We start from the raw sequence: 20,187 nt of genomic DNA, 5'->3' as shown, positions 1-20,187 counted from the left end.
ATTTTAAGTTTCAACGTTTGTGAAAGCTGAACAACAAGAAATTAGCTCCTTATCTGATCTTTTGCGTGAGTTTAGAGATAAGGAACTCGAATTGATGAAAGGTTATGGTGTCATCAAGCATCCTGGCCTTATAGGTGGAATGTATGAAGGCCTTACAAAAAAGGTACTTGAAAAAAGTGTTTTTGATGGGTTAGGACTGAAAGTAGCTGCTGGTATTATTCGTAATAAAAAGGGGGATTTCAGTGGAGAGATAGATTGTATGTTAGTTGTTGGTGATGGTGAAATGCTCCCTAATAGTGATAAATATATTTATGAATCGGATAAAGTGGTAGCTGTTATTCAGGTTAAAAAGAATCTGTATTCCAAAGATGTTAAAGATTCCTATGAGAATTTAAAGTCTGTTATAGACGTAACGGAAGAGAGGGACGGGGAAGAATTTCATGGTAGATTGACAAGGGACGCATATAGGTCTATTGTCATGAAGGAATTGCCTAGCAGAGAGGAATTGGGATCATTGCCGCTTCATGAGAACTTGCTCTATCATATTCTCTTATTGGAAGCATTTTATCCTGCTAGGATTGTATGGGGATACAATGGGTTTAAATCTCATAAGCATTTCCGTGATTCATTAGTTGATTACTTGGCGTCTAATATTTCGAGTAGTCCAGATCAAATAATTAATGGCTATGGTCCCTTGAATCTTCCTAGTTTAATTATGTGTGAAGATTATTCGTTGATTAAATGTAATGGTATGCCATTCAGTTTTGCGCTTGAAAATGGATGGTGGAGCGTAATGGTGTCATCCAATAGAAATCCTGTCTACTTCTTTCTCGAAGTGATTTGGACAAGGCTTCAATATATGTTTAAGCTTTCGGCTGATATTTTCGGAGAGGATTTAGAAGTTGATCAAGTCTTCTTTTATTTAGGATGCAGGCCAGTAGAGAAGGAGGGTAGATCTGGATGGGAGTATTTCTATATTCCTATTCCTGATAAGCAACTTGAAGAAGTATTGTTGGTAAAAGATTGGGAGCCAGTAGAGCTTAATAAGGCTCAATTTATCGTTGTAAATGCTCTATGCCATGTTAGGAAAGAAATATCTTATGAGGAAAATGAAGAGTTTTCCAGGGTTCTTATGAAAGAAGGAGTTGATAACATATATACTTTTGTTGATGATCTTTGTAAAACAGGTTTGGTATATTCAAAAGCTGGTAAAATTGGCTTATTGATTGATAGCTGTGGTATAGCTTCTATTGGTGGTAAAATGTATGCAGGGGAAAATAAATCTGGTAGATTTAGTCGGTGGGTTATGAAAAATTATTGACAATATATTGGTTAAATATTCCTGATATATGGCACTTAAGTCTATTTCGTTTGTTGCAAAATAATATTTGATACTCTCATTTCGAAAAGGGATTATTTCACATCGCTGCAGAAATAATCCCGTCATCAACGCCGCCCGAGCCCCGCTCCGGCGGCGTTGCTCGTTCTAGTCCTACCCCCAGAAAAAAGCAAAACACCCACTTCCGTTGTTTACCTGCCTGCACCGGCACATCACCGGCGCGCGAACCAAACAACACAACCTATGAACATCGGAATCATTGGAGCCGGTAACATCGGCAGCGCCCTAGCCGTGCGGCTCACCAGCCTCGGCCACAACGTGTACATCGCCAACTCTCGTGGCCCCGAAACCCTGCAGGACCTGGCCCAGAAAACCGGCGCTACCCCCGTTACGGCCGAAGAAGCAGCCCGCCGCGGCAGCGACATCATCGTGGTGACCATTCCGCTGGAAAAAATCCCGGACCTGCCCAAAGACCTGCTGGCCGACGTGCCGGCCGAGGTGCCCATCATCGACACGAGCAACTACTACCCCATGCTGCGCGACGGCCAAATTCCGGAGCTGGAAACCGGCGACCTGACCGAAAGCGGCTGGGTGCAGCAGCACCTGGGCCGCCCCGTTGTGAAGGTGTTCAACAATATCTTCGCCGAGCACCTCGAGAAAAACGGCAAGCCTGTCGGCACCCCCGGCCGCATTGCCTTGCCCGTGGCTTCTGATGATGCAGCCGCCAAGCAGAAAGTAATGGCCCTGGTAGAAGAGCTGGGCTTCGACGCCCTCGACGGGGGCACCATGCGCGAGTCGTGGCGGCAGCAGCCTGGCGGCCCCATCTACTGCAACGATTTGCCCGCCGACCAGGTGCGCGAGCATCTGGCCCGCCTCGGCTCCGAGCGCACCGAAGCCCAGCACCAAGAGTTCCTGGCCAACCAAGCCAAGGCGGAGCAGGCCATGGCCGACCAAGGTATCAAGCTGAAGTAGCTGCCTGACTTATTCTGAATCGGCAAAGAACGGTCATTCCGAGCTTGTCGAGGAATCTCGCGTGCTGACGTTGCACTGGTACCTGTCATGTCGAGCTTGCCGAGACATCTCGCTCGCGTGGTTCGCCTCACCCCCAGCCCCCTCTCCAGGGGAGAGGTGGAGTAGATACTTTGGCAACGTCAGCACGCGAGATTACTCGGCTTCGCTCGGAATGACCGTTCTTTCTTTATTGCCGATTCAGCTTAACACAAGCTTGCGATTCAACTGCCGCGTCATCGGCAAAACACGCAGCAAGCGCCGCCTCGGTTTCCGGGGCGGCGCTTTTCGTTTGAGGGAGGGGTAGGGGGTAGGAAAACGGTCGTCACCCGTCAGGTAATGCTTGCCGGGGCGCTTCGGGCGCTGATGGTGTAAGAGCAGTCGGCAGACCGAGTTATATGCTTCGGTTTGAAGGATGTATCGGGGGTAGGGATTTTCTCCGTCCATCTATTCTGGAAGGAGGCATCCGCTGGCAGTAGGCTGGTACAAGGCATTACAACTATACTTGCGCACACCTATATTCTCCATGAAGCTTTTTATTTGCATTGCGCCTTTCCTGCTGAGCCTGGCCGCTTGCCAGAGCAGCCCTACTACCCCCGCCGCAACCGAGGTAACAGCCCCCGCGCCGCCTACCCCTTCACCCACTCCGGAACCCAGCTCAGAGGCTACTGCATCGGCCAACCCGGAACGGATACAAGACGGCCTAGTTACAGTTAATGGCCGGCCGCACAAGGAGCTTACGGTTCAGGAGCTGGAGCGCCAGATGGGCCGCCCCGACAGCGTGGATAGGGGCGCCGTGGAGTGCGGCAGCCAGTTGGATACGCCCGCGGATGCCCCTGCGGGCGACTGGTGGTACTACGGCAACACCATGTACGAAGTAAGCGGCACCCAGGCCCTGCTGCACAGCTTCGACGTGACAACGGGCAAATTCAAAGGGAAGCTAGGAAGCCTGACCCTCGACCAGAACACGACGCTGGAAGATGTGCGCCGCCTCTACCCCATAGCCACCAGGCAAGCCGAAGAACCGGAGGCGGAGTCCGGCGAACTAACCGTAAACCTGCCGTTTGAATACAACGGCGAAATGACCGATGCGTCCTTGAACCTGGTATTTAAAAATGGCCGATTGCAGGAAGTAGAGTTCTTCTTTCCGTGCTAGGGTCTGCGGACAGGAAGAATTTCTTGTCTCATCTCATAGAACAGTCATTCCGAGCTTGTCGAGGAATCTCGCGTGCTGATGTTGTGCTGTTAATCCGGACGTCAGCACGCGAGATTCCTCGGCTTCGCTCGGAATGACGTTCGTTTTGATTGTAGCTTCGTGTAAGGTGTTTGCTGGCCTGGATTCCTGTAAAGTGTTTGACAACAAGCAGTCTGCCTCGCCCAGCTACCATAAGTTCCGCGCCGGCTACCCCCTCATCTTCACGCTTCCCACTACTCCTTATGAAACCTGAGTTACAAGGCCTCCCACTCACCGACAACAGCGGCAGCCACCGCTTTGAGCTGATCGTGAACCACGCCACGGCCTTTATGGAGTACGGCGAGCGGGAGGGCGCCATTGCCCTGTTTCACACCGAAGTGCCGGCGCAGCTGGAAGGGCAGGGGGTAGGCACGGCCATCGTGGAAAAGGTGCTGGCGGAAATAGAGCGGCGGCAGCGGCAACTAATTCCCCTGTGCCCCTTCGTGACAAGCTACCTGAAGCGGCACCCGGAGTGGCAGCGGCTGGTTGCCCCCGCCTACCTGCGCTGGTTTCAGCCGAAGGAGCAGGAGTAGCGCTGCGGTCTGGTTTCAGGGCCGGGCTGGGGCTATAGCTGGCTGGCAGCGCGGCCAGGGTACAATAGGTTTTTATCCGGGTATCAGGTGAAAAAATCTGTGGATCATACGGTTAACTTGCCGGTAGGGGGTAGGGCCTAAAGCAGCTCACGTAGCAGGTCGGGCTCTCCCTCCGCCGTTCTACACCGCTACTTTCCACCTTCCTACCGCATGGAACAAACGCTTGAGTTGCCCCCAGTATCTGCCCCGGCCAGGGAGGCCTCCCGCGTGCAGGCCATAGACGTGGTGCGCGGGCTGGTAATGGTCATTATGGCCCTGGACCATGTGCGCGAGCTGTGGAGCCCTACTGCTTTTCGGCCCGAAGATGTGACCCAGACCACCGACCTGCTGTTTTTCACCCGCTGGATTACCCACTTCTGCGCCCCTACGTTCGTGTTCCTTTCGGGCGCGAGTATCTGGCTGCAGCAGCAAAAGCGGGGGAGCCGGGCCGCTACCAGCCGCTTCCTGCTCACGCGCGGACTGTGGCTGATTGCTATGGAAGTGCTGGTTATCACCTTCCTGCTGCTGTGGAGCTATAACCTGGTGCTGCTGGAAGTTATCTGGGCTATTGGCGTGGGCATGGTGCTGCTGGCCGGGCTGCTCTGGCTGCCGCGCCCGGTGCTGGCCGTGCTGGCCGGTGCTATTCTGCTCGGCCACGATGCGCTACCCTCTCTGCAGCCCGTAACCCCTGCCAACGTTGGCTGGGCCTTGCTGCACAATACTCCCTTTGTACTACCGCTGGGCTCATTACCCCCGGTGCTGGTGGCGTACTCCGCCGGTCCTTGGTTGGGCGTGATGCTGGCCGGTTACGTGCTTGGGCCCTGGTTTAAGCAACCTTTAGTGGAGCGGGTCCGGCTGCTGAGGTGGGCCGGAGCGGGGCTGCTGGTGTTTTTTGTGCTGCTGCGGGCCGGCAACTGGTACGGCGACCCCAGCCCCTGGAGCCCGCAGCCGCGCGGCTGGGAATACAGTGTGCTGTCGTTTCTGAACGTCAGCAAGTATCCGCCCTCTTTGCTGTTCCTGAGCCTGACCTTGGGCGTCACGCTGCTGCTGCTGAGCCGCCTGGAGACCGTGCACAACCGCCTCATGGACTGGCTGCGCACCTACGGGCAAGTACCGTTTTTCTACTTTCTGCTGCACCTGGCACTTATCAGCGCCGGGGCCTGGCTCTGGACGCACCTCGCGTTTGGGCAGGCCATTAATCTGTCGGCGGCCGCCCCGCCTACCTGGCCGCCGCAGTATGAGCCCAGTCTGGTGCGCACGTACGGGGTGTGGGTGGCCGTGGTGCTGCTGCTGTACTGGCCCTGCCGCTGGTACCAGGGCTTTAAGCAACGCCATACCTACTGGTGGCTGTCTTATCTGTAAGATGTAGTTGCTCTAGCACCGGGAGGCCAGAGCCGCATCCTGGGGCGTAGGACTTACGCTTTTTACCCACTGCCTACCCCTGCTTTGAGGCACCAGTAGGGGGTAGGGATAGGCTTGGGTTTGTTACATTTATGCGGTTTGCTCTGCTTTTATACCCTCTTTTATGCCTCGGTTACACGGTTATTTAGCGCTGAATTTTAAACGATTAGTCCTGCTATGGCTGGTGTGGTGCACAGCTACTACCCTGGCCGCAGCCCAGACACCCCTGGAAGTGTTGCTGGTAGGTACTTCGCATTACAACGGCGAATCCGACGCTAGCTACCGGCCCATCATCGACAAGCTCAAAGCCTACCAGCCCGACCTGGTGATTGGCGAGTACCTCGGGCCCGCCGATGCCCGGCAACTGCCCGCCACACAGGGGGAGGCACGGCCATATCAGCGGAGCCTGCGCTACCTGCAGCGCCGGGAGATGCAAGCCCCGCCCCTGAGCGCCAAAGCCGCCGCTGCGGTGCGCCGCCAGTTGCGCCGGAATCCGCAGTTACACCAGCAGCGCATCGATTTAGCCCGCTACTACGCCTACAACTACGACCGGGCCAACGCCGAATATCAGCTGTATCTGCTGGAAGAAACCTATAAGGACCGCCTGAGCGCCGCCGACCAGGCCTACTACCGGCAGGCATTTGGCCCCGCCGATTCCGTGCGCAAAGTCCTGAAAATGGTACGTCCGCTCACCGAGTACCACCGCATCTTCTTCCCTCTGCTACAGGAGCTCGGTCAGGATCAGCTATACTCCATGGACTGCCAGCGCTACGGCCAGGAATTTAGCCAGGCCTCCAGCCAGACATACGGCCAGTTTCTGGCCCTGCAGAAGGCTTTTAAAGCTGATTCCACGACGGAGCAGGCCACTACTTTTCGCCGAATGACTGCCGCCAAAACTGCCTATTTCACGTATCTCGATGCCGCCGCTACCAGCGAAGAGGCTTACCGGATAATGAACGCGCCGGCCTTCGGCAAGCTCAACGACGACTTGAATTTCTACGGCGACGAGGCCCTGTACGGGGCGCCGGGCTTCCCCACGGCTGCCGTGCAGGCCATGAAAACCCAGTGGGAGCTGCGCAACCAAGGCATGTGCGACAACATTGTGCGGCGGGCGCGGGAGCAAAAGGCCCATCGGGTAGTAGTAGCCGTGGGCTCAGCCCATACCATGATTATGCGTCGCATGCTCGCGGCCATGCCCAACGTGCGCATCAGTACCTACCATGATTTGCCGTAGCCGGATACGAATACGTGTATTCGGCTGGCAGCAAGCCAGCCTGAGTATTTATTTTAAGAAAGATGCCGTTGAACTTAAGCCAGAAAACGGCCCTGGCTTCGCTATATGGCAGTATTGGTCAGGCAGCAGATTTGGTTCGGAGTACTAGTCAAAATAAAAGGCGTATGTTTACACTGTTTAAGGCCAATTGCCTCGTTTCATCTACTATCTATTCGCTTGCAGAATCAAAGTAGCGTTCCGTTGCCAGTTGCTTTTTTTCATCACTTTCCTAAAGCATCATGTCAACAGGAACCGTAAAATTCTTCAATGAAACCAAAGGCTTTGGTTTCATCAACGACAGCACCACCGGCCAGGACATCTTCGTCCACGTAACCGGCCTCATCGACGAAATCCGTGATAACGACACGGTTGAGTTTGAGGTAGAGCAGGGCCGTAAAGGCCTGAACGCTGTTAAGGTGCGTCGCGCCTAAGCGTTTCCTCTTCCGGAAAAACAAAGAGAGCATGTCGCAAGGCATGCTCTCTTTGTTTGCGCGGCTACCGGGGGTAGGGAAATAAACTTACGCCCGTGACGGGGCCAGCACCGCCCGCACCGGGGTCCAGCTGATTTCGGGGTAGCGGGCGTTGTCGAGGGGCTCCAGCTTGGGCCAGCCGCTGAACATGTTGTGCAGGTACTGCATGCCCTGCCAGGGCGGAAATACCTCGTTGGGGGCGGGTACAAGGGCCTTGGTCAGCTTGATGACTTTCCCGAAAGCCGACAGGCTACCCACCCGGAACAGCTTAAACTCCTGGCCCGTGGCGGCCTCGGCGGCAGCCTGCAGCCCCCGGATGCTGGCTACTTCGCCGGCTACGCGCAGGTAGCGGGGGGCGGCAGGGTCGAGGGCGGCGGCAGCGGTGAAGGCGGCCGTGTCGCGCATGGTGGTAAAATCCAGGGGCTGGTCGGCGTCGCCCCAGTACACTACCCGGCGCGGACCCATCAGAATTACCGGGGCCTGCCCGGTCAGCAGGTCGGTGAACATGCCGTTCAGAATGGATGTGGCCTGAATAGGAGCCTGGTCCAGCCGCCGCTGAAACTCCCGGCGCAAATCGAGGTTGCGGTTCGAGCCATCGGGGAGGCGGGTGTAGTCAATGGAAAAATCGGAGGGAATGAAGCGGGGCACTCCTGCCGCTACGGCGGCCTCCAGCAGGCGCGTCTGGGCCTCCACAATTACCTCCCGCAGCCCCGACAAGGCCGATACCACGCAGCTGGCTCCCGCGCAGGCCTGGCGGAGCTGGTCGGCCTGGCCATAGTCAACTTCTACCAGCTCAGCCCCCTGCAGGCGCAGCGAAGCCGCCTCGGCCGAAGCCCGGGCCTGCGGGCGCACCAGGGCCCGCACCGCAGCCCCGCGCTGCCGAAGATGGTGGGCAATCAGCAGGCCCAGGGCACCGGTAGCACCGGCCAGTACAACAGTAGCCGGCTCAGCGGCGGAAGAGGAGGGGAGCGTCAGGTCAGGTTCGGCCATCAGAAAGAAAACGTTAAAGTAAGTGCCGGCCAGCGGCCGGCAGGCGAAAAAGCAGGCGGTAAGCGGGGGCCCCGGTAAGGACGGCACGGCGGCAAGGGCAGGCCGGAAACGCGGAGCAGCAATACCAGCGCTACTACCGCCGGGCCGGCAGAAAGTTATGCGCCGGCCTCCCGCAAGCTGCCAGGTTCAGGCCGGACCTACCAGCCAGGAGCGGACCTAGCTACCGGTCAGACTGGCAGGAACGGCAGCTTTTTCGGAGGAAGGCGCGGAAAGCAGCCAGGTTAGGGCCTCCGGCATGCTGGCGGAAGCGAAGCAGCGGCTCTGCAGCCCGTAGCGGACCCCGGCCTCCCGGAATAAATAATCGTCCTGAGGGCGTACTGCTAGGCGGGAAGAGCCCATCAGGGCCACACGCTGCAGCAGGCGGGTGGGTACCACCCGCGGCAGCCAGTCGGCCAGCAGCCAGCCTACCATATCGTCGCCGTAGGCCGTGAGCTGGCGGTGGTCGGTTAGCAGGCGGGGGTAGCCGGTTTGCTGCAGTTGCCGCAGTATCTGCTCAAAAACTTCCTGCATGGCGTGCGGGGACCGGGGCGAGCCAGGGTGCCAGACCAGATGCAGGTAGCCGGCTGGTAAGCAATACAAGCTGCCAGCCTCGTTTTCGTATGATAATACCTCTGGTGTAATACTCATAGATAACTAGTGCAGGAGCCTGAGCGGCGGGCCGCGCCAGGGAAGCAAAAAGCCCTCGGCATCACGCGGCCAGCTGAATCCGGGCCGGCCGCCGGGGCAGCTTGTTCGCGGCCGACAAACACCAGGGTTTTCGGCTACTGTTGCTGGCCGCTGGCTGGGGATAGGCAGGTGTTTTACTGAACGGTGGCGCCAGGCAAAAGGTTAGCGCCACCCGCCACGGCTGCGTGCCCGCGCTCAGCCCGACGTGGGCCCGTTAAAAGCCCAGCCGGTAACAGGGGCTAACAATAGCGGGGGTGGCTGGTTAAAGGGTTTTGAGCACAATCATTTCCCTATGAAAGCATACAAGCTGTACGGCCCGAAAAGCCTGGAAAATTTCAAGCTGGGCGACTACGACGAGCCCGTCGTGCGCGACCATGAGGTGAAGATTCAGGTGAAGGCCGTATCCCTGAACTACCGCGACTGGGCCCTGGCCAACGGCTGGTTTGGCTACCCCGGCGAGAAGCTGCCCTTCATTCCCTTCAGCGACGCGGCGGGGGTAGTAGTGGAGGTGGGCAGCAGCGTCACGAAGTTCCGGGCCGGCGACCGGGTAGCGGTGAACTTCTTTCCCGACTGGCACGACGGGGATTTCTCAGGCGAGAAAACGGCCCGCTCCCTGGGCGGCAGCACCGGTGGGGTACTGGCAGAATATGTGTCGTTTCCGGAGCAGGCCGTAGCCAAGGTGCCCGATTCATTTTCCTTTGAGGAAGCCGCCGCATTTCCGTGCGCCGGCGTTACGGCCTGGCATGCGCTGGTGGTGCAGGCCCAGCTAAAGCCCACCGATACGGTACTGCTGCAGGGTACCGGAGGCGTTTCGGTTTTCGGCCTGCAGATTGCCCGGCTGCTGGGTGCCCGTACCATCATTACTTCCAGCTCGGATGAAAAGCTCGCCCAGGCCCGGGAGCTAGGCGCCGACCTGCTGATCAACTACAAGCAAACCCCCAACTGGGACGAAAAAGCCCGTGAGCTAACCCAAGGCGAAGGCGTTACCTACGTGCTGGAAGTGGCCGGCCAGCTGGCCCGCTCCATCCGGGCCCTGCAAGCTGGTGGCAGCATCTTCCAGATCGGGGCAGTAGGCGGCCCCAACGACGAGGTGCCCAACCTGGGTATGCTGCCCATCAACACCCAGCGCCTGCAGGGAATTTACGTGGGCAGTACCCGCATGCTCACCGACCTGATGCAGGCCTTTGACCGCAACGGCCTCAAGCCCATCATTAGCCAGACGTTCCGCTTCGAACAGGCCCTGGAAGCGCTGGCCTATATGGGCAGCGGCTCGCACTTCGGCAAAATCGTGGTGCAGGTGGGCTAAGCTGCTCCGTGGGCCACGCGGCGGCTCAAACTATGTAGTGACTACAAGAAAAGCCTTTCCCGCTTCCGGGAAAGGCTTTTGTGCGTGTTGGCGGGGCTTAGCGCGGGTCAGCCTTCCGAAAGGCGGCGGCCCATTCCTCATCGGTTCGGGGGGCGGCGGCCTTCACCAGGGGCGCCAGCTCCGGGGCGGCGGCCAGCAGGCTCTTGCTGGTTAGCTTCACGGGCAGCAGCTGGCCGTTGGGGCGGCGCACAAAGTACAGGTTCTGGTCCTGCAGCTCCGCCGTTTTGGTGTCCACGCCGTAGCCGCTGGTTACGGGGGCTTTCTGCACCACTTTGCGGTGCTGCTTCAGGAAGATATACTTGCCTTCGTGCAGTACCTCCACGTACTGGGCGCGCTGGGTAGGCACCGGCGCCTCCGTGAAACGGCGAAACACCCGCTCCCGGGCCGGAGCCGTGGCGGTGGCGGGCTCTTCCAGCACAAAGCCCGTCAGCAGCCGGTCGTCGAGGAGCAGCGAGTCCGGGGAGCCCACCCGGCGCAGGAGCAGCCGCTGATTCAGCACGTCGTACTTCAGGGGCACGGGCGCCAGCGGCACCTGGTTGCTGGTAACCAGCCGGGCCTGCAGCCACCGCGCCACCACGTAGGGGTTGCCGCTGACCCCATCGGTGCGGCCCATGTACACGGGAGCCGCGGCGCCGGTGCCCAGGGCGTTCAGGTTAGCCTGGCCGGCGGCTCCTACCTGCTCAATGTTGGGGTTCTGGGCCTGGGCCAGGGTAGCCGATAAGGCAAAAACAAGCACGCATAAAGGTCGCATAAGGCTAGGGGCGGGGGTAGGGGTAGGAGGCATAGTGCTACCTAAAATACACGCTGCGAGAAAAGAAGCAAGCACGCGCTCCGCAAATAGCAGCCTATAAGGCAGAGTTGCTGAGTGACCCGCGAACGGGGCGCGGGAGGTTATGGGCTTTTCATCTAACTAAGATGGCCGGTAGCATGTTGCTACCGGCCTTTCGGGTTTGTTGCCACGGGACGCAGTGCCTTATTCTACCGTGAGCCGAAGGGCCTGGGTTCCGGCCCGCACTACGTAAATGCCGGTAGCCAGGCCGGCGGGCCAGGTCAGACGAGCCGTGCCGGCAGGCGTGGCAGTAGCCGTAGTTACTTGGCGTCCTAGCGCATCCAGCAGCACCACCAACTCGCCCGGCTGCAGCCCGGTCAGCGTAGCGGCTCGGTGCGCCGGGTTCGGAAAGAGTGTCAGGCCGGGGGCCGGGCTGCCGGGCTGCGCGGCCAGTACCTGCGTGCCCCCGTTCAGGCGCACGCTCACGGTATTGCCCACGGAGTTGCCGGTCACTACGTCAAGGTCGCCGTCTTTATCTACGTCGCCAACGGCCAGGTTGCGTGGGGCTTCGCCTACGGCAGTGGCAGAGCCGCCGCTGAAAGTGCCCTTGCCCCCGTTCAAACGAATACTGACGGTATTGGTGCCGGTGCTGTAATTCGCGCCGGTCGTCAGCAGGTCTAGGTCTCCATCGGCATCCACGTCGCCCAGCACGACGTCATGCGGGTCGTGGCCAACGGATACCGTTGATTGGGTGGTGAAGCTGCCGGTGCCGTTGTTTAGCCGCACGCTTACCGTGCCGTCCGTAAAGTTGGCCGTAAGAAGGTCCACATCTCCGTCCCCATCCAAGTCGCCGGTAGCTATGCTGGCGGGGCCGTTGCCCACCGTCACGAAGCCGCTGCCGCTGAACAGGCCGGTGTTGGAGCCGGTGGCATCACCACCGTTCAGCTTTATCAGAACCACGTCAGCAGCCATAGAGGCCGCCAGCACGTCCAGGTCACCGTCACCATCCACGTCGGCCAGGCCAACCCCGTGCGACTCCGTGCTGACGCTAATGTTCTGGCCGGCGCTAAACTGGCCGGTGTTAGAGCCACTGGCGTCGCCGCCATTAAGCCGCAGACTCACGGTGCTGCCTACGCCGCCTCCCGCCAGCAAATCCAGGTCCCCGTCCCCATCCACGTCGCCTAGGGCAAGTTGGTGGGGGGCACTGATTACCGCCACGTTCTGGCCGCCCCCAAATGTGCCAGTGCCGTTGTTGAGGCGGATGCTCACGGTATTGTCGCTGAAGTTGGAGGCCAGCAGGTCCAGGTCACTGTCACCGTCCACATCAGCTAGGGCTACGTAAATGGGGGCTGCGCCCACGGCCACCGTAGTACTGGCGCCGAAGCTACCCGCGCCGTTGTTCAGCAGTACGCTCACCGTGTTGCTGCTGCCGTTGGCTGAGAGCAGGTCCAGGTCCCCGTCGCTGTCCACGTCGCCCAGGGCTACCCCTTCCGGCCCGTTGCCTACTGTCAGGGTAGGGCCCGTCAGGAAAGTGCCCTGACCAGTGCCCCCTACGGCAGTAGTAAACTGAAACACCTTTTTCGGCGCTTGAAGGCCGCCCGCGCTCCGCACCGGGCCAGGCACACTCACGCGAATCACCTCCCCGGGCTGAAAATCAGGGGCTGACGTACCCGCCGACGCAGAAAACTGGAAGGCGTTGCCCGTTACAGCACTAGAGCCCTTCTTTTTGCCGCCAGCCTGGGCCGAATACACGGCCAAATTGCCGGCCGGGGCAGTTACTGGCTCACTGTAAAGAACCGAAACCACGGAGCTGGTTCGGGCGCCCGCTGTGGCATTAACGGTGGGGTTGGCACTGATTGCCCGCAGCTCGGCCGTAAAGCCGGTGCTGGTTGCGGAGCCGGCCGCCGTTGACACTACCAGGGACCCGGTGGCCGTGGCGCCGGCCGGGACTACAAACGTAAAGCTGGTATTAGTACTGGCCGTAATGGCCGATAACGGCACTGCGGCGCCATTTACTGCCAGGCCCGTGATGCTACTCAGATTACGACCTGTAAGGGTTACCTCCGCGCCGGCCGCCGCGCGGGCCGGAGTCAGGCTGGTCAGCACCGGAGCAGCGGTATTGATAACCGTGAAAACACCGGGACTGGTGGCCGAGCCAACGGGGGTAGTAACGCTGATCGGCCCTGTCTGGGCACCGGCGGGCACTACCACGCCCGTAATCTGGGTGCCGGCGGTATTCACTGCAAAGCCGCTGGTTACGGTAGTGGCATTGCTGCCGCTGAAGGTGATGACACTGGTCCGGCTGAGGTTTGTACCCGTGAGGGTAAGCGTAGCGCCCACCGCGCCGCTGGCCGGCGCGAAACCAGCCAGTACGGGCGGCTGGGGTACAGTGACGCTGAATGGCACGGCAGCCGAAGTCCCCCCGCCCGGCGACGGGTTGGTGACGCTAACGGGGTAGCTGCCCACGGTAGCAATGGCGCTGGCCGGCACTGTAGCGGTGAGTTGCGTAGCCGACATGAGGGTAGTTGGCAGGGGTACGCCGTTGAAATTCACCACGCAGCGGGCTACGAAACCCGTGCCGGTCACGGTCATCGTGAAGCTGGGGTTGCCGGCAGGAGTGGAGGCCGGGCTTAGGGCCGTGATGGTGGGCACCGGGTTAGGCACGGCGGGTGTCACGGTAAAGTTGCCCGTACTCGTGACGGTGCCCCCGGGAGCCGTCAGGCGGATGGGGCCGGTCTGGGCCCCAGCGGGCACGATAACGCCCGTAATCTGGGTGCCGGCCGTGTTAATGGTGTAGCCACTGCTAACCGTGTTATTCTCCGAACCGGCAAATGTGATAAGGCTGGTGCCGGTAAGGTTGGCGCCGTTAATGGTTAGAGTAACGCCCTCGTAGCCGCTGGTGGGCGTAAAGCTGGTCAGGGTAGGAGCCGACTCCCGGATGCGGCCCAAAAAATTAACGTTGGTTGCCGCCGGGTTGGTCAGGGTAAAACTGCCGAAGGTGGCCGATGGTGTAGTGTAGCCCGCCACATAAATATTAGCGCCGCTCAGGGCAATGCTAAAGGCCACGTCGCCGCCCGCGCCACCCCCGCTCACGGCCAGGCTGCCGCTCACGGTGCTACCCTGGTCGGTGTAGCGAGCCAGGAAAACGGTGCTGGCCGTGCCGCTGCCAAACAAGTTGCTGCCCGCAATTCGGGCGCTGCTCCCGCCGGCAAAGCTGCCCGCCACGTACACGTTAGGGCCCGTAATGGCTAGGTCGCGGCCGATATCCACGCCCGTGCCGCCCCCACTCACGGCCCAGCCATTGCTGGCCGATGCGCCCAGATCAAGGTACTTGGCCACGAAGATGTCGGCGCTACCTGCCCCCGGCAATTCCGCGCCGGCAATGCGGGCGTCGGTGCCACTGGTGAAGGACCCGGTCACGTACACCGCATTGCCCTGCACCGTCACGGCGTTGCCCTCGTCGGAATCCGTGCCGCCCCCGCTCACGGCCCAGCCGTTGCTCACGGTAGAGCCCTGATCGAGGTATTTGGCCAGAAACATATCGGCGTTGTTGCCAATGCCGGTGAGGGCCGTGCCCGCAATGCGTGGGTTGAGCTGGAAGTACCCGGTTACATAAACGGCGGAGCCGCTCACGGCAATGCCATTGCCGTAGTCATACCCCGCGCCACCTTCGCTGATGGCCCAGCCGTTGCTAACACTGCTACCATTATCGATAAATTTGGCTACCACTATATCCGTGTAGGCGGCAGCCGATAGGGTGGTGCCGGCAATGCTGAGCTGCTTTTCAAAGCGCCCGGTGATGTACACGCTGGAGCCCAAAACGGCAATATCGTTTCCAACATCGAAGCCCGTGCCACCCCCACTGACTACCCAGCCGTTGCTGACGCTGCTGCCATTATCCGTGTACTTGGCCACAAACAGGTCGGAGAACCCCGCGGCCTCCAGGTTCTGGCCGGCAATGCGCGTGTTGCCGCTGTAGTATAAGCCCGTCACGTACACGTTGTTGCCACTCACGGCCAGACCCAGCCCCTGGTCGGAATCGGTGCCGCCCGCCCGGACGGCCCAGGCCCAGGCGCTGGCGGTAGCATCCCACTTGGCCAGGAAAATATCCGTCTTGCCAGCGCTGGACAGCTGGGTAGTTCCAAACTGCACGTTACCCGAGAAGTCGCCCGTCACGAATACGTTGCCGCTGGCATCGGTAGCCGTAGCCAGGTTGCGGGAAGTGGTGCCCTGCAAGGGCGCTTCGGCCCGCTGCCAGGTGCCGCTGCCGGCATCCAGCTGACCCAAGGCACCAGCTTTGGCGGGCGCAAAAAACTCATTGCCAAAGCTGACGGCCCCGTTCCCGGACGACGCGGCCACAAATACGTGTGAGCCAGTGGCCGCAAGGCCATACCCACTATCCACCTCGGTGCCGCTAACGCTGGTAGCCCAGCCATTCCCAACGGTAGCGCCCTGGTCGGTGTACTTCGCTACAAACGCATCGTAAGAGTTAGAAATGTTAGTATTAGTGTTTTGAAGGGTAGTTCCGGCAAAGCGAGCGTAAAACGCCAGAAAGGAACCTGTCACGTACACATCCGTGCCGTTCACGGCAATGCCCAGGCCTTGGTCGTCGCCACCGCTTCCGCCGCTGGCCGCCCACACGCCGGTGGTCGTGTTGCCTTGGTCGGTGTATTTCGCCACAAACATGTCGTCGCCGTTGAACTCGCCGGGAATGGGGCGGCCGTCGATGGTGGCCGTGGTGCCGGTAGCAAACGTACCCGTGATGTACACGCTGGTGCCGCTCACGGCCACGCCGTTGCCGCTGTCGTTGCTGGTGCCGCCGGCACTTACCGCCCAGCCCGCGGCCACGCTGCTACCGTTGTCGGTATACTTGGCCAGGAAAATGTCGCTTTCACTGCCTGGGTTAGTGAGGGTAGCACCGGCAAACAGGGCGGTCTTGCTCTCAAAGCTGCCCGTTACGTACACGTTGTTGCCGTTCACGGCCACGGAGTTGCCTACATCCGTGATGGCCCCCCCGCCCTTTACCGCCCAGCCGTTGCCGGCCGACGTGCCGTTGTCAACGTACTTGGCCAGAAACATATCGATGCGGCCCATGCCCGTCAGAACCGTGCCGGCCACGGTAGCGCCGCTGGCGGAGTAGAAACCCGTTACGTACACACTCGTGCCGCTCGCGGCTACTCCATTACCAACTTCGGCTCCAAAACTCTCGCTATTGACGGCCCACCCGTTGCCCGCCGACGTATCGTTATCGATGTACTTGGCCAGAAACATGTTGCCGTCGGTGCCACCGCTGCTCAGGGTTTTGCCGGCAAAGCTGGCGCCGCTCCCGAAGTAAGTGCCGGTAATAAACACCGAGGTGCCGCTCACGGCCACACCCCGGCTCTGGTCGTTGCTGACGCCACCCCCGCGCACGGCCCAGGCCCAGGTGTTGGTGGCCGTGTTCCATTTTGCCAGAAAGATGTCTGTGCCGCCTGCACTTGTCAGCATAGTAGTGCCGAAGGTAATCTGGCCGGTGAAGTAGCCGGTCAGGAAGACGTTGCCCTGGGCGTCGGTGGCCGTGGCCCGGGCAACCGATGTGCCGGCGGCGGGCTGGTTGCCGCTGCCACTCAGGGCCATTTGCCAGGTAGGAGCCTGGGCGGCGGCCGGCCTGGCCCCCATCAAGAGCAATAGCAGGGCCGTGCACAGAGTGCACGCTCGGGCGAAGGCCCGGGGCCGCCCAATCAGGGAATAGAAGTAGCGCATGGGCTAACAGATAAAGAAAGAAGTTTTCGGCTGCCTGGTTCAGACAACCGATAAAGCCATAGTGCTGGCCCCGACCTTAATTGCGAACGATGCGCCCACTGGCCCGGCGGCCATCAGCGGCTTTTATCTGCACCAGGTACACCCCGGCCGGAAGAGCGACTGGAAGGGCAATGGTGTAGGCCGGCTCCGGCCGGGTAATCTGCCGGGTATATACCGGCTGGCCCAGGGTAGTCCACACACTGAGTTCCACCGTCGTGCGCCCGAAAGCCGTCATATCCACGGTGAGCAGCCCGTCGTCAGTGGGGTTGGGGTAGCAGCTGAGGGGTAGGGCTGCGGATGCTGAAACAGCTGGCGCTTTGGCCGCCAGAACCGGAGCCTGCACCGAGCCATTAAAGCGCACGGCCACGTAGTTGGCTTGCTCACAGGAAGCTAAAATGTCCAGATCACCGTCGCCATCCGCGTCTGCCAGTACCAACCCATCAGGCTCCACGCCCACGGGCAATACCTGGGGGGTAGGGCTGAACTGGCCGGTGCCGTCACCGTAGCGCACCTGCAACTGACGGGTCAGGTAAATGCTGGTTACCAAGTCCAGGTTGCCGTCGCCGTTCACGTCCCCGAGTTTCACATCTGAAACAACCCGGCTTGAGGCCACGGGAGTGGTAGCCGGAAACGCGCCCTGGCCGTTGCCCAACAGTACAGTTACTTTGTACTCCTGAAAGTTGCCGATGACTACATCCAGGTGTCCGTCGTTGTTGATATCGCCGGAATCCATGCAGTTAGGGCTACCCCCGGCCGGTGTTTCTGCCAGCTTGCTGAAACCACCCTGGCCATTGCCCAGCCACACGCCCATGCTGTTGATGCCAATACCCGAGTTAATAACCAGCAGATCGGGGTGGCCGTCCTGGTTGACATCGTCGGCCACGAGGCCATAAGGGCCGTAGGAGTCCCCAATAGGCAGGTTGGTGGTGCCCGTGAAACCACCCTGACCATTGCCGAGGCGCACTGCCACGCTATTACTGCCATAATTGGAGCCAAACAAGTCCAGGCGGCCATCGTGGTTGCAGTCGGTCAGCACCAGCACGTTGGGAATACCACTCATATTCACTGTGGTGGCCGACGCGAAGCCGCCAGCTCCGTTACCCAGCCGCGCGCTTACGTTTACAGAGTTGGTATGCGCCGTCAATAAATCAAGCCGACCGTCATTGTTGATGTCGCCCAGAGCAACAAAGCGAGGTTGGGCAGCCACCGTGAGGTCGGGTAAAGGCCGAAACGTGCCAGAACCGGTTCCCAGGTGAATACTGACGGTGTTAGCCGTTTCGTTGGCGGTTACCAGGTCCAGCAGGGCGTCACCGTTCAGGTCACCGGTAGCTGTATGGGTCGGGCCAGCGCCTACGGGCAAGTTGAGAGGGCCGGCAAACTCGCCGCGCCCATTGCCAGGCCGGATACTGACCGTATTATTATCATCATTGATGATACCCTCGTTGGCGGTTAGCAAGTCTAGGTCGCCGTCAGAATCGACGTCAGCCAGGGACAGGCTGGCAGGGTGATGGTCTACTGCTACCTCCGCCGTGCCGGTAAACCGACCGTTGCCCGCACCCAAGCGCACACTCACCGTGCTGCTGAGGATGTTGGCTGATAGTAGATCCGGGTTGCCATCGGCATTCACGTCGCGGACGAGCAGCTGGCGCGGAGCTATTCCCGCGGTAACATCGGGCAACCCCCCGGTAAATCCCCCCTTGCCATCTCCAAGCCTAATACTAAGCAGACCATTGGTGGTGCTGGAGCTGCCAACAACAAATATCAGATCCGGCAGATCATCCCGGTTGACATCTGCTACAATCAATTCGCGGGGTTGGGTACCCACCGTCAGGTCCTTTAGGTTGTTAAACGTCCCGGTTCCGGTTCCAAGTCCCACACTCAGAGAGCTTTTGTTGGTGTTCGTGAGAACAAAGTCCAGCTTGCCATCTTGGTTTACATCCGTCAGGGCAATGTTGGAGGGCGTCTGGTTCAGGGATATGTAGCTGGTGCCAGTGAAGTTGCCCTTTCCATCGCCCATTCGGATGTTGATGGCCGCCGGATAAGTATTGGATATTACCATATCCAGGTTGCCGTCGGCGTTCAAATCGCCCAGCGCAATCTGGTTAGGGCTGTTATTGGGATTTACGCTGCCTGTGCCAGTAAAGCCGCCCTGCCCATCGCCCAAACGTATTTGCACAAGGCTGGCCAGCGTGTGTAGTACAAGGAAATCGGGTTTGCCATCCTTGTTCACATCCGCTATAACCACTTGCTCGGGAATGTACCCCAGGGCAACATCGGGCCGAGTTGTGAAGCCGCCGCGCCCGTTACCCAGGCGCACGCTCACGGAAGCTTCCTTACGATTAGCCGTTAAAAAGTCAGCGTACCCGTCCTGGTTTATGTCCGCAATCTGTAGGTTGGTTGGCTGCCAGGCCACAGTCTCCTCCTGGGGCACCGGAAAAACGCCGGTGCTGGGCGCTACCGCCGCCCGAAATAGGTAGCTGGCAGGAGCGGCGGGCGTGCCGCTCAGGCTGGTGGCGGTAGGCAGCACGCCTACCCGCACCGGCTCTCCAGGCAGCAGCGCAGGGGTAGGCTGGAAGGTAATGGTTGAGGTGCCGGCGCCGGTGTACGTGCCCGGCAGCTGCCCGCGCCAGCCGCTTACCACCCGGATAGCATCGGGCCGGGCTGCGGCGGCGCTCATTGGCTGAGAAAAAGAAAGTTGTATTGGCCCCTGCGGGCTGGCCCGGTGGCTGCTGGCAGCGGGCAACCGGTTGGTAATTACTGGTACCTGCGCCTCGGAGGCGAACCAAGGCATGAGTAAGGCGGCACTAAGTAGCGCCGCCCGGCTAGAGTAGAATGACATCAAATGCGGACAGTAAATAAATACACGTTTCAACAAGCTGTAAAGGTAATAGGGAAGGCCAGCGAAGCAGCTTGATTATCTTAAGATTATGGTAAAATAATAAGCCTGCACAAGCAGCAGATGCTACCTCGCACAGGCTAAAGAAAAACAGGCTTCTGGTACAAAATGCGCCTTCTGCATGCTATACTGCGCCCCTATAGCCCGGCACAGAGTAGAACAAGATGTGCTGTGTCACTGCTTAAGCAAGAGGCTGATTTATGACACAAAGGCGTGTGTCATAAATCAGCCTCTTGCTTAAGCAGTGACACAAGTTCTAATGCGAATGAATAAGTAGTGCAATTCCTGCCACATAAATCGGATGGAGTCTGCGGCCTGATGGGAAGGTAGCAAGCTATAGGCAGCAGATTCTCGCATTAAGC

Annotated in this window: 14 protein-coding genes; 9 read left to right on the top strand and 5 right to left on the bottom strand. The window is 59.5% G+C overall.

Going from position 1 to position 20,187, the window contains the following annotated elements; all coding sequences use genetic code 11:
- Positions 1–19: 19 nt before the first annotated feature.
- The 8 genes from FGZ14_RS08550 (at position 20) to FGZ14_RS08520 (ending at position 7,258) form a co-directional block, all read left to right on the top strand.
- On the top strand, positions 20–1,321 hold the full coding sequence (locus FGZ14_RS08550; RefSeq protein ID WP_139923291.1) for a DUF6602 domain-containing protein: 1,302 nt from the start codon (positions 20–22) through the stop codon (positions 1,319–1,321).
- 156 nt (positions 1,322–1,477) lie between these two features.
- The gene (locus FGZ14_RS08545) at positions 1,478–2,311 is read left to right on the top strand and encodes an NADPH-dependent F420 reductase (protein WP_257883380.1); all 834 of its coding nucleotides are present in this window, start codon (positions 1,478–1,480) and stop codon (positions 2,309–2,311) included.
- A gap of 562 nt (positions 2,312–2,873) precedes the next feature.
- On the top strand, positions 2,874–3,503 hold the full coding sequence (locus FGZ14_RS08540) for a hypothetical protein (protein ID WP_139923287.1): 630 nt from the start codon (positions 2,874–2,876) through the stop codon (positions 3,501–3,503).
- 133 nt (positions 3,504–3,636) lie between these two features.
- Complete coding sequence (locus FGZ14_RS21720; protein WP_180754548.1) at positions 3,637–3,795, top strand: hypothetical protein; 159 nt, start codon at positions 3,637–3,639, stop codon at positions 3,793–3,795.
- On the top strand, positions 3,785–4,114 hold the full coding sequence (locus FGZ14_RS08535) for a GNAT family N-acetyltransferase (protein WP_139923285.1): 330 nt from the start codon (positions 3,785–3,787) through the stop codon (positions 4,112–4,114). The genes FGZ14_RS21720 and FGZ14_RS08535 overlap by 11 nt, the downstream gene beginning before the upstream one ends.
- A gap of 210 nt (positions 4,115–4,324) precedes the next feature.
- Positions 4,325–5,515, top strand: coding sequence for a DUF1624 domain-containing protein (locus FGZ14_RS08530; RefSeq protein ID WP_139923282.1), 1,191 nt, complete (start codon positions 4,325–4,327; stop codon positions 5,513–5,515).
- A gap of 223 nt (positions 5,516–5,738) precedes the next feature.
- The gene (locus tag FGZ14_RS08525; RefSeq protein WP_139923280.1) at positions 5,739–6,788 is read left to right on the top strand and encodes a DUF5694 domain-containing protein; all 1,050 of its coding nucleotides are present in this window, start codon (positions 5,739–5,741) and stop codon (positions 6,786–6,788) included.
- A 278-nt stretch (positions 6,789–7,066) separates the two neighbouring features.
- Entirely contained in the window at positions 7,067–7,258 is a 192-nt protein-coding gene (locus FGZ14_RS08520; protein WP_139923278.1) for a cold-shock protein, read from the top strand.
- An 87-nt stretch (positions 7,259–7,345) separates the two neighbouring features.
- On the opposite strand, the gene FGZ14_RS08515 is transcribed toward FGZ14_RS08520, so the two are convergent.
- Together FGZ14_RS08515 and FGZ14_RS08510 are read right to left on the bottom strand one after the other, a co-directional pair.
- Positions 7,346–8,287, bottom strand: coding sequence for an NmrA family NAD(P)-binding protein (locus FGZ14_RS08515; protein ID WP_139923276.1), 942 nt, complete (start codon positions 8,285–8,287; stop codon positions 7,346–7,348).
- Between the two features lie 216 nt (positions 8,288–8,503).
- Complete coding sequence (locus tag FGZ14_RS08510) at positions 8,504–8,974, bottom strand: STAS/SEC14 domain-containing protein (RefSeq protein ID WP_139923274.1); 471 nt, start codon at positions 8,972–8,974, stop codon at positions 8,504–8,506.
- Between the two features lie 331 nt (positions 8,975–9,305).
- Between FGZ14_RS08510 and FGZ14_RS08505 the strand changes: the two genes are divergently transcribed.
- The gene (locus tag FGZ14_RS08505) at positions 9,306–10,319 is read left to right on the top strand and encodes an NAD(P)-dependent alcohol dehydrogenase (protein WP_139923272.1); all 1,014 of its coding nucleotides are present in this window, start codon (positions 9,306–9,308) and stop codon (positions 10,317–10,319) included.
- Positions 10,320–10,416: 97 nt separating this feature from the next.
- Here FGZ14_RS08505 and FGZ14_RS08500 read toward each other — a convergent pair whose 3' ends face one another.
- The 3 genes from FGZ14_RS08500 to FGZ14_RS08490 all read right to left on the bottom strand — a co-directional run bounded on the left by FGZ14_RS08500 (position 10,417) and on the right by FGZ14_RS08490 (position 19,720).
- Positions 10,417–11,130, bottom strand: a complete 714-nt coding sequence (locus FGZ14_RS08500) for a hypothetical protein (protein ID WP_139923270.1) — start codon at positions 11,128–11,130, stop codon at positions 10,417–10,419.
- Between the two features lie 222 nt (positions 11,131–11,352).
- Entirely contained in the window at positions 11,353–16,890 is a 5,538-nt protein-coding gene (locus FGZ14_RS08495; RefSeq protein ID WP_139923268.1) for an FG-GAP-like repeat-containing protein, read from the bottom strand.
- A 76-nt stretch (positions 16,891–16,966) separates the two neighbouring features.
- A complete protein-coding gene (locus FGZ14_RS08490) occupies positions 16,967–19,720 on the bottom strand; it encodes an FG-GAP-like repeat-containing protein (protein ID WP_374221706.1) in 2,754 nt (917 codons plus the stop codon).
- Between the last annotated feature and the right edge of the window lie 467 nt (positions 19,721–20,187).

The sequence above is a fragment of the Hymenobacter sp. DG01 genome, assembly GCF_006352025.1.
Taxonomy (GTDB): Bacteria; Bacteroidota; Bacteroidia; order Cytophagales; family Hymenobacteraceae; genus Hymenobacter.
Note: the sequence above shows the minus strand (reverse complement) of the source record. Positions and strands in the feature narration are given on the sequence as shown.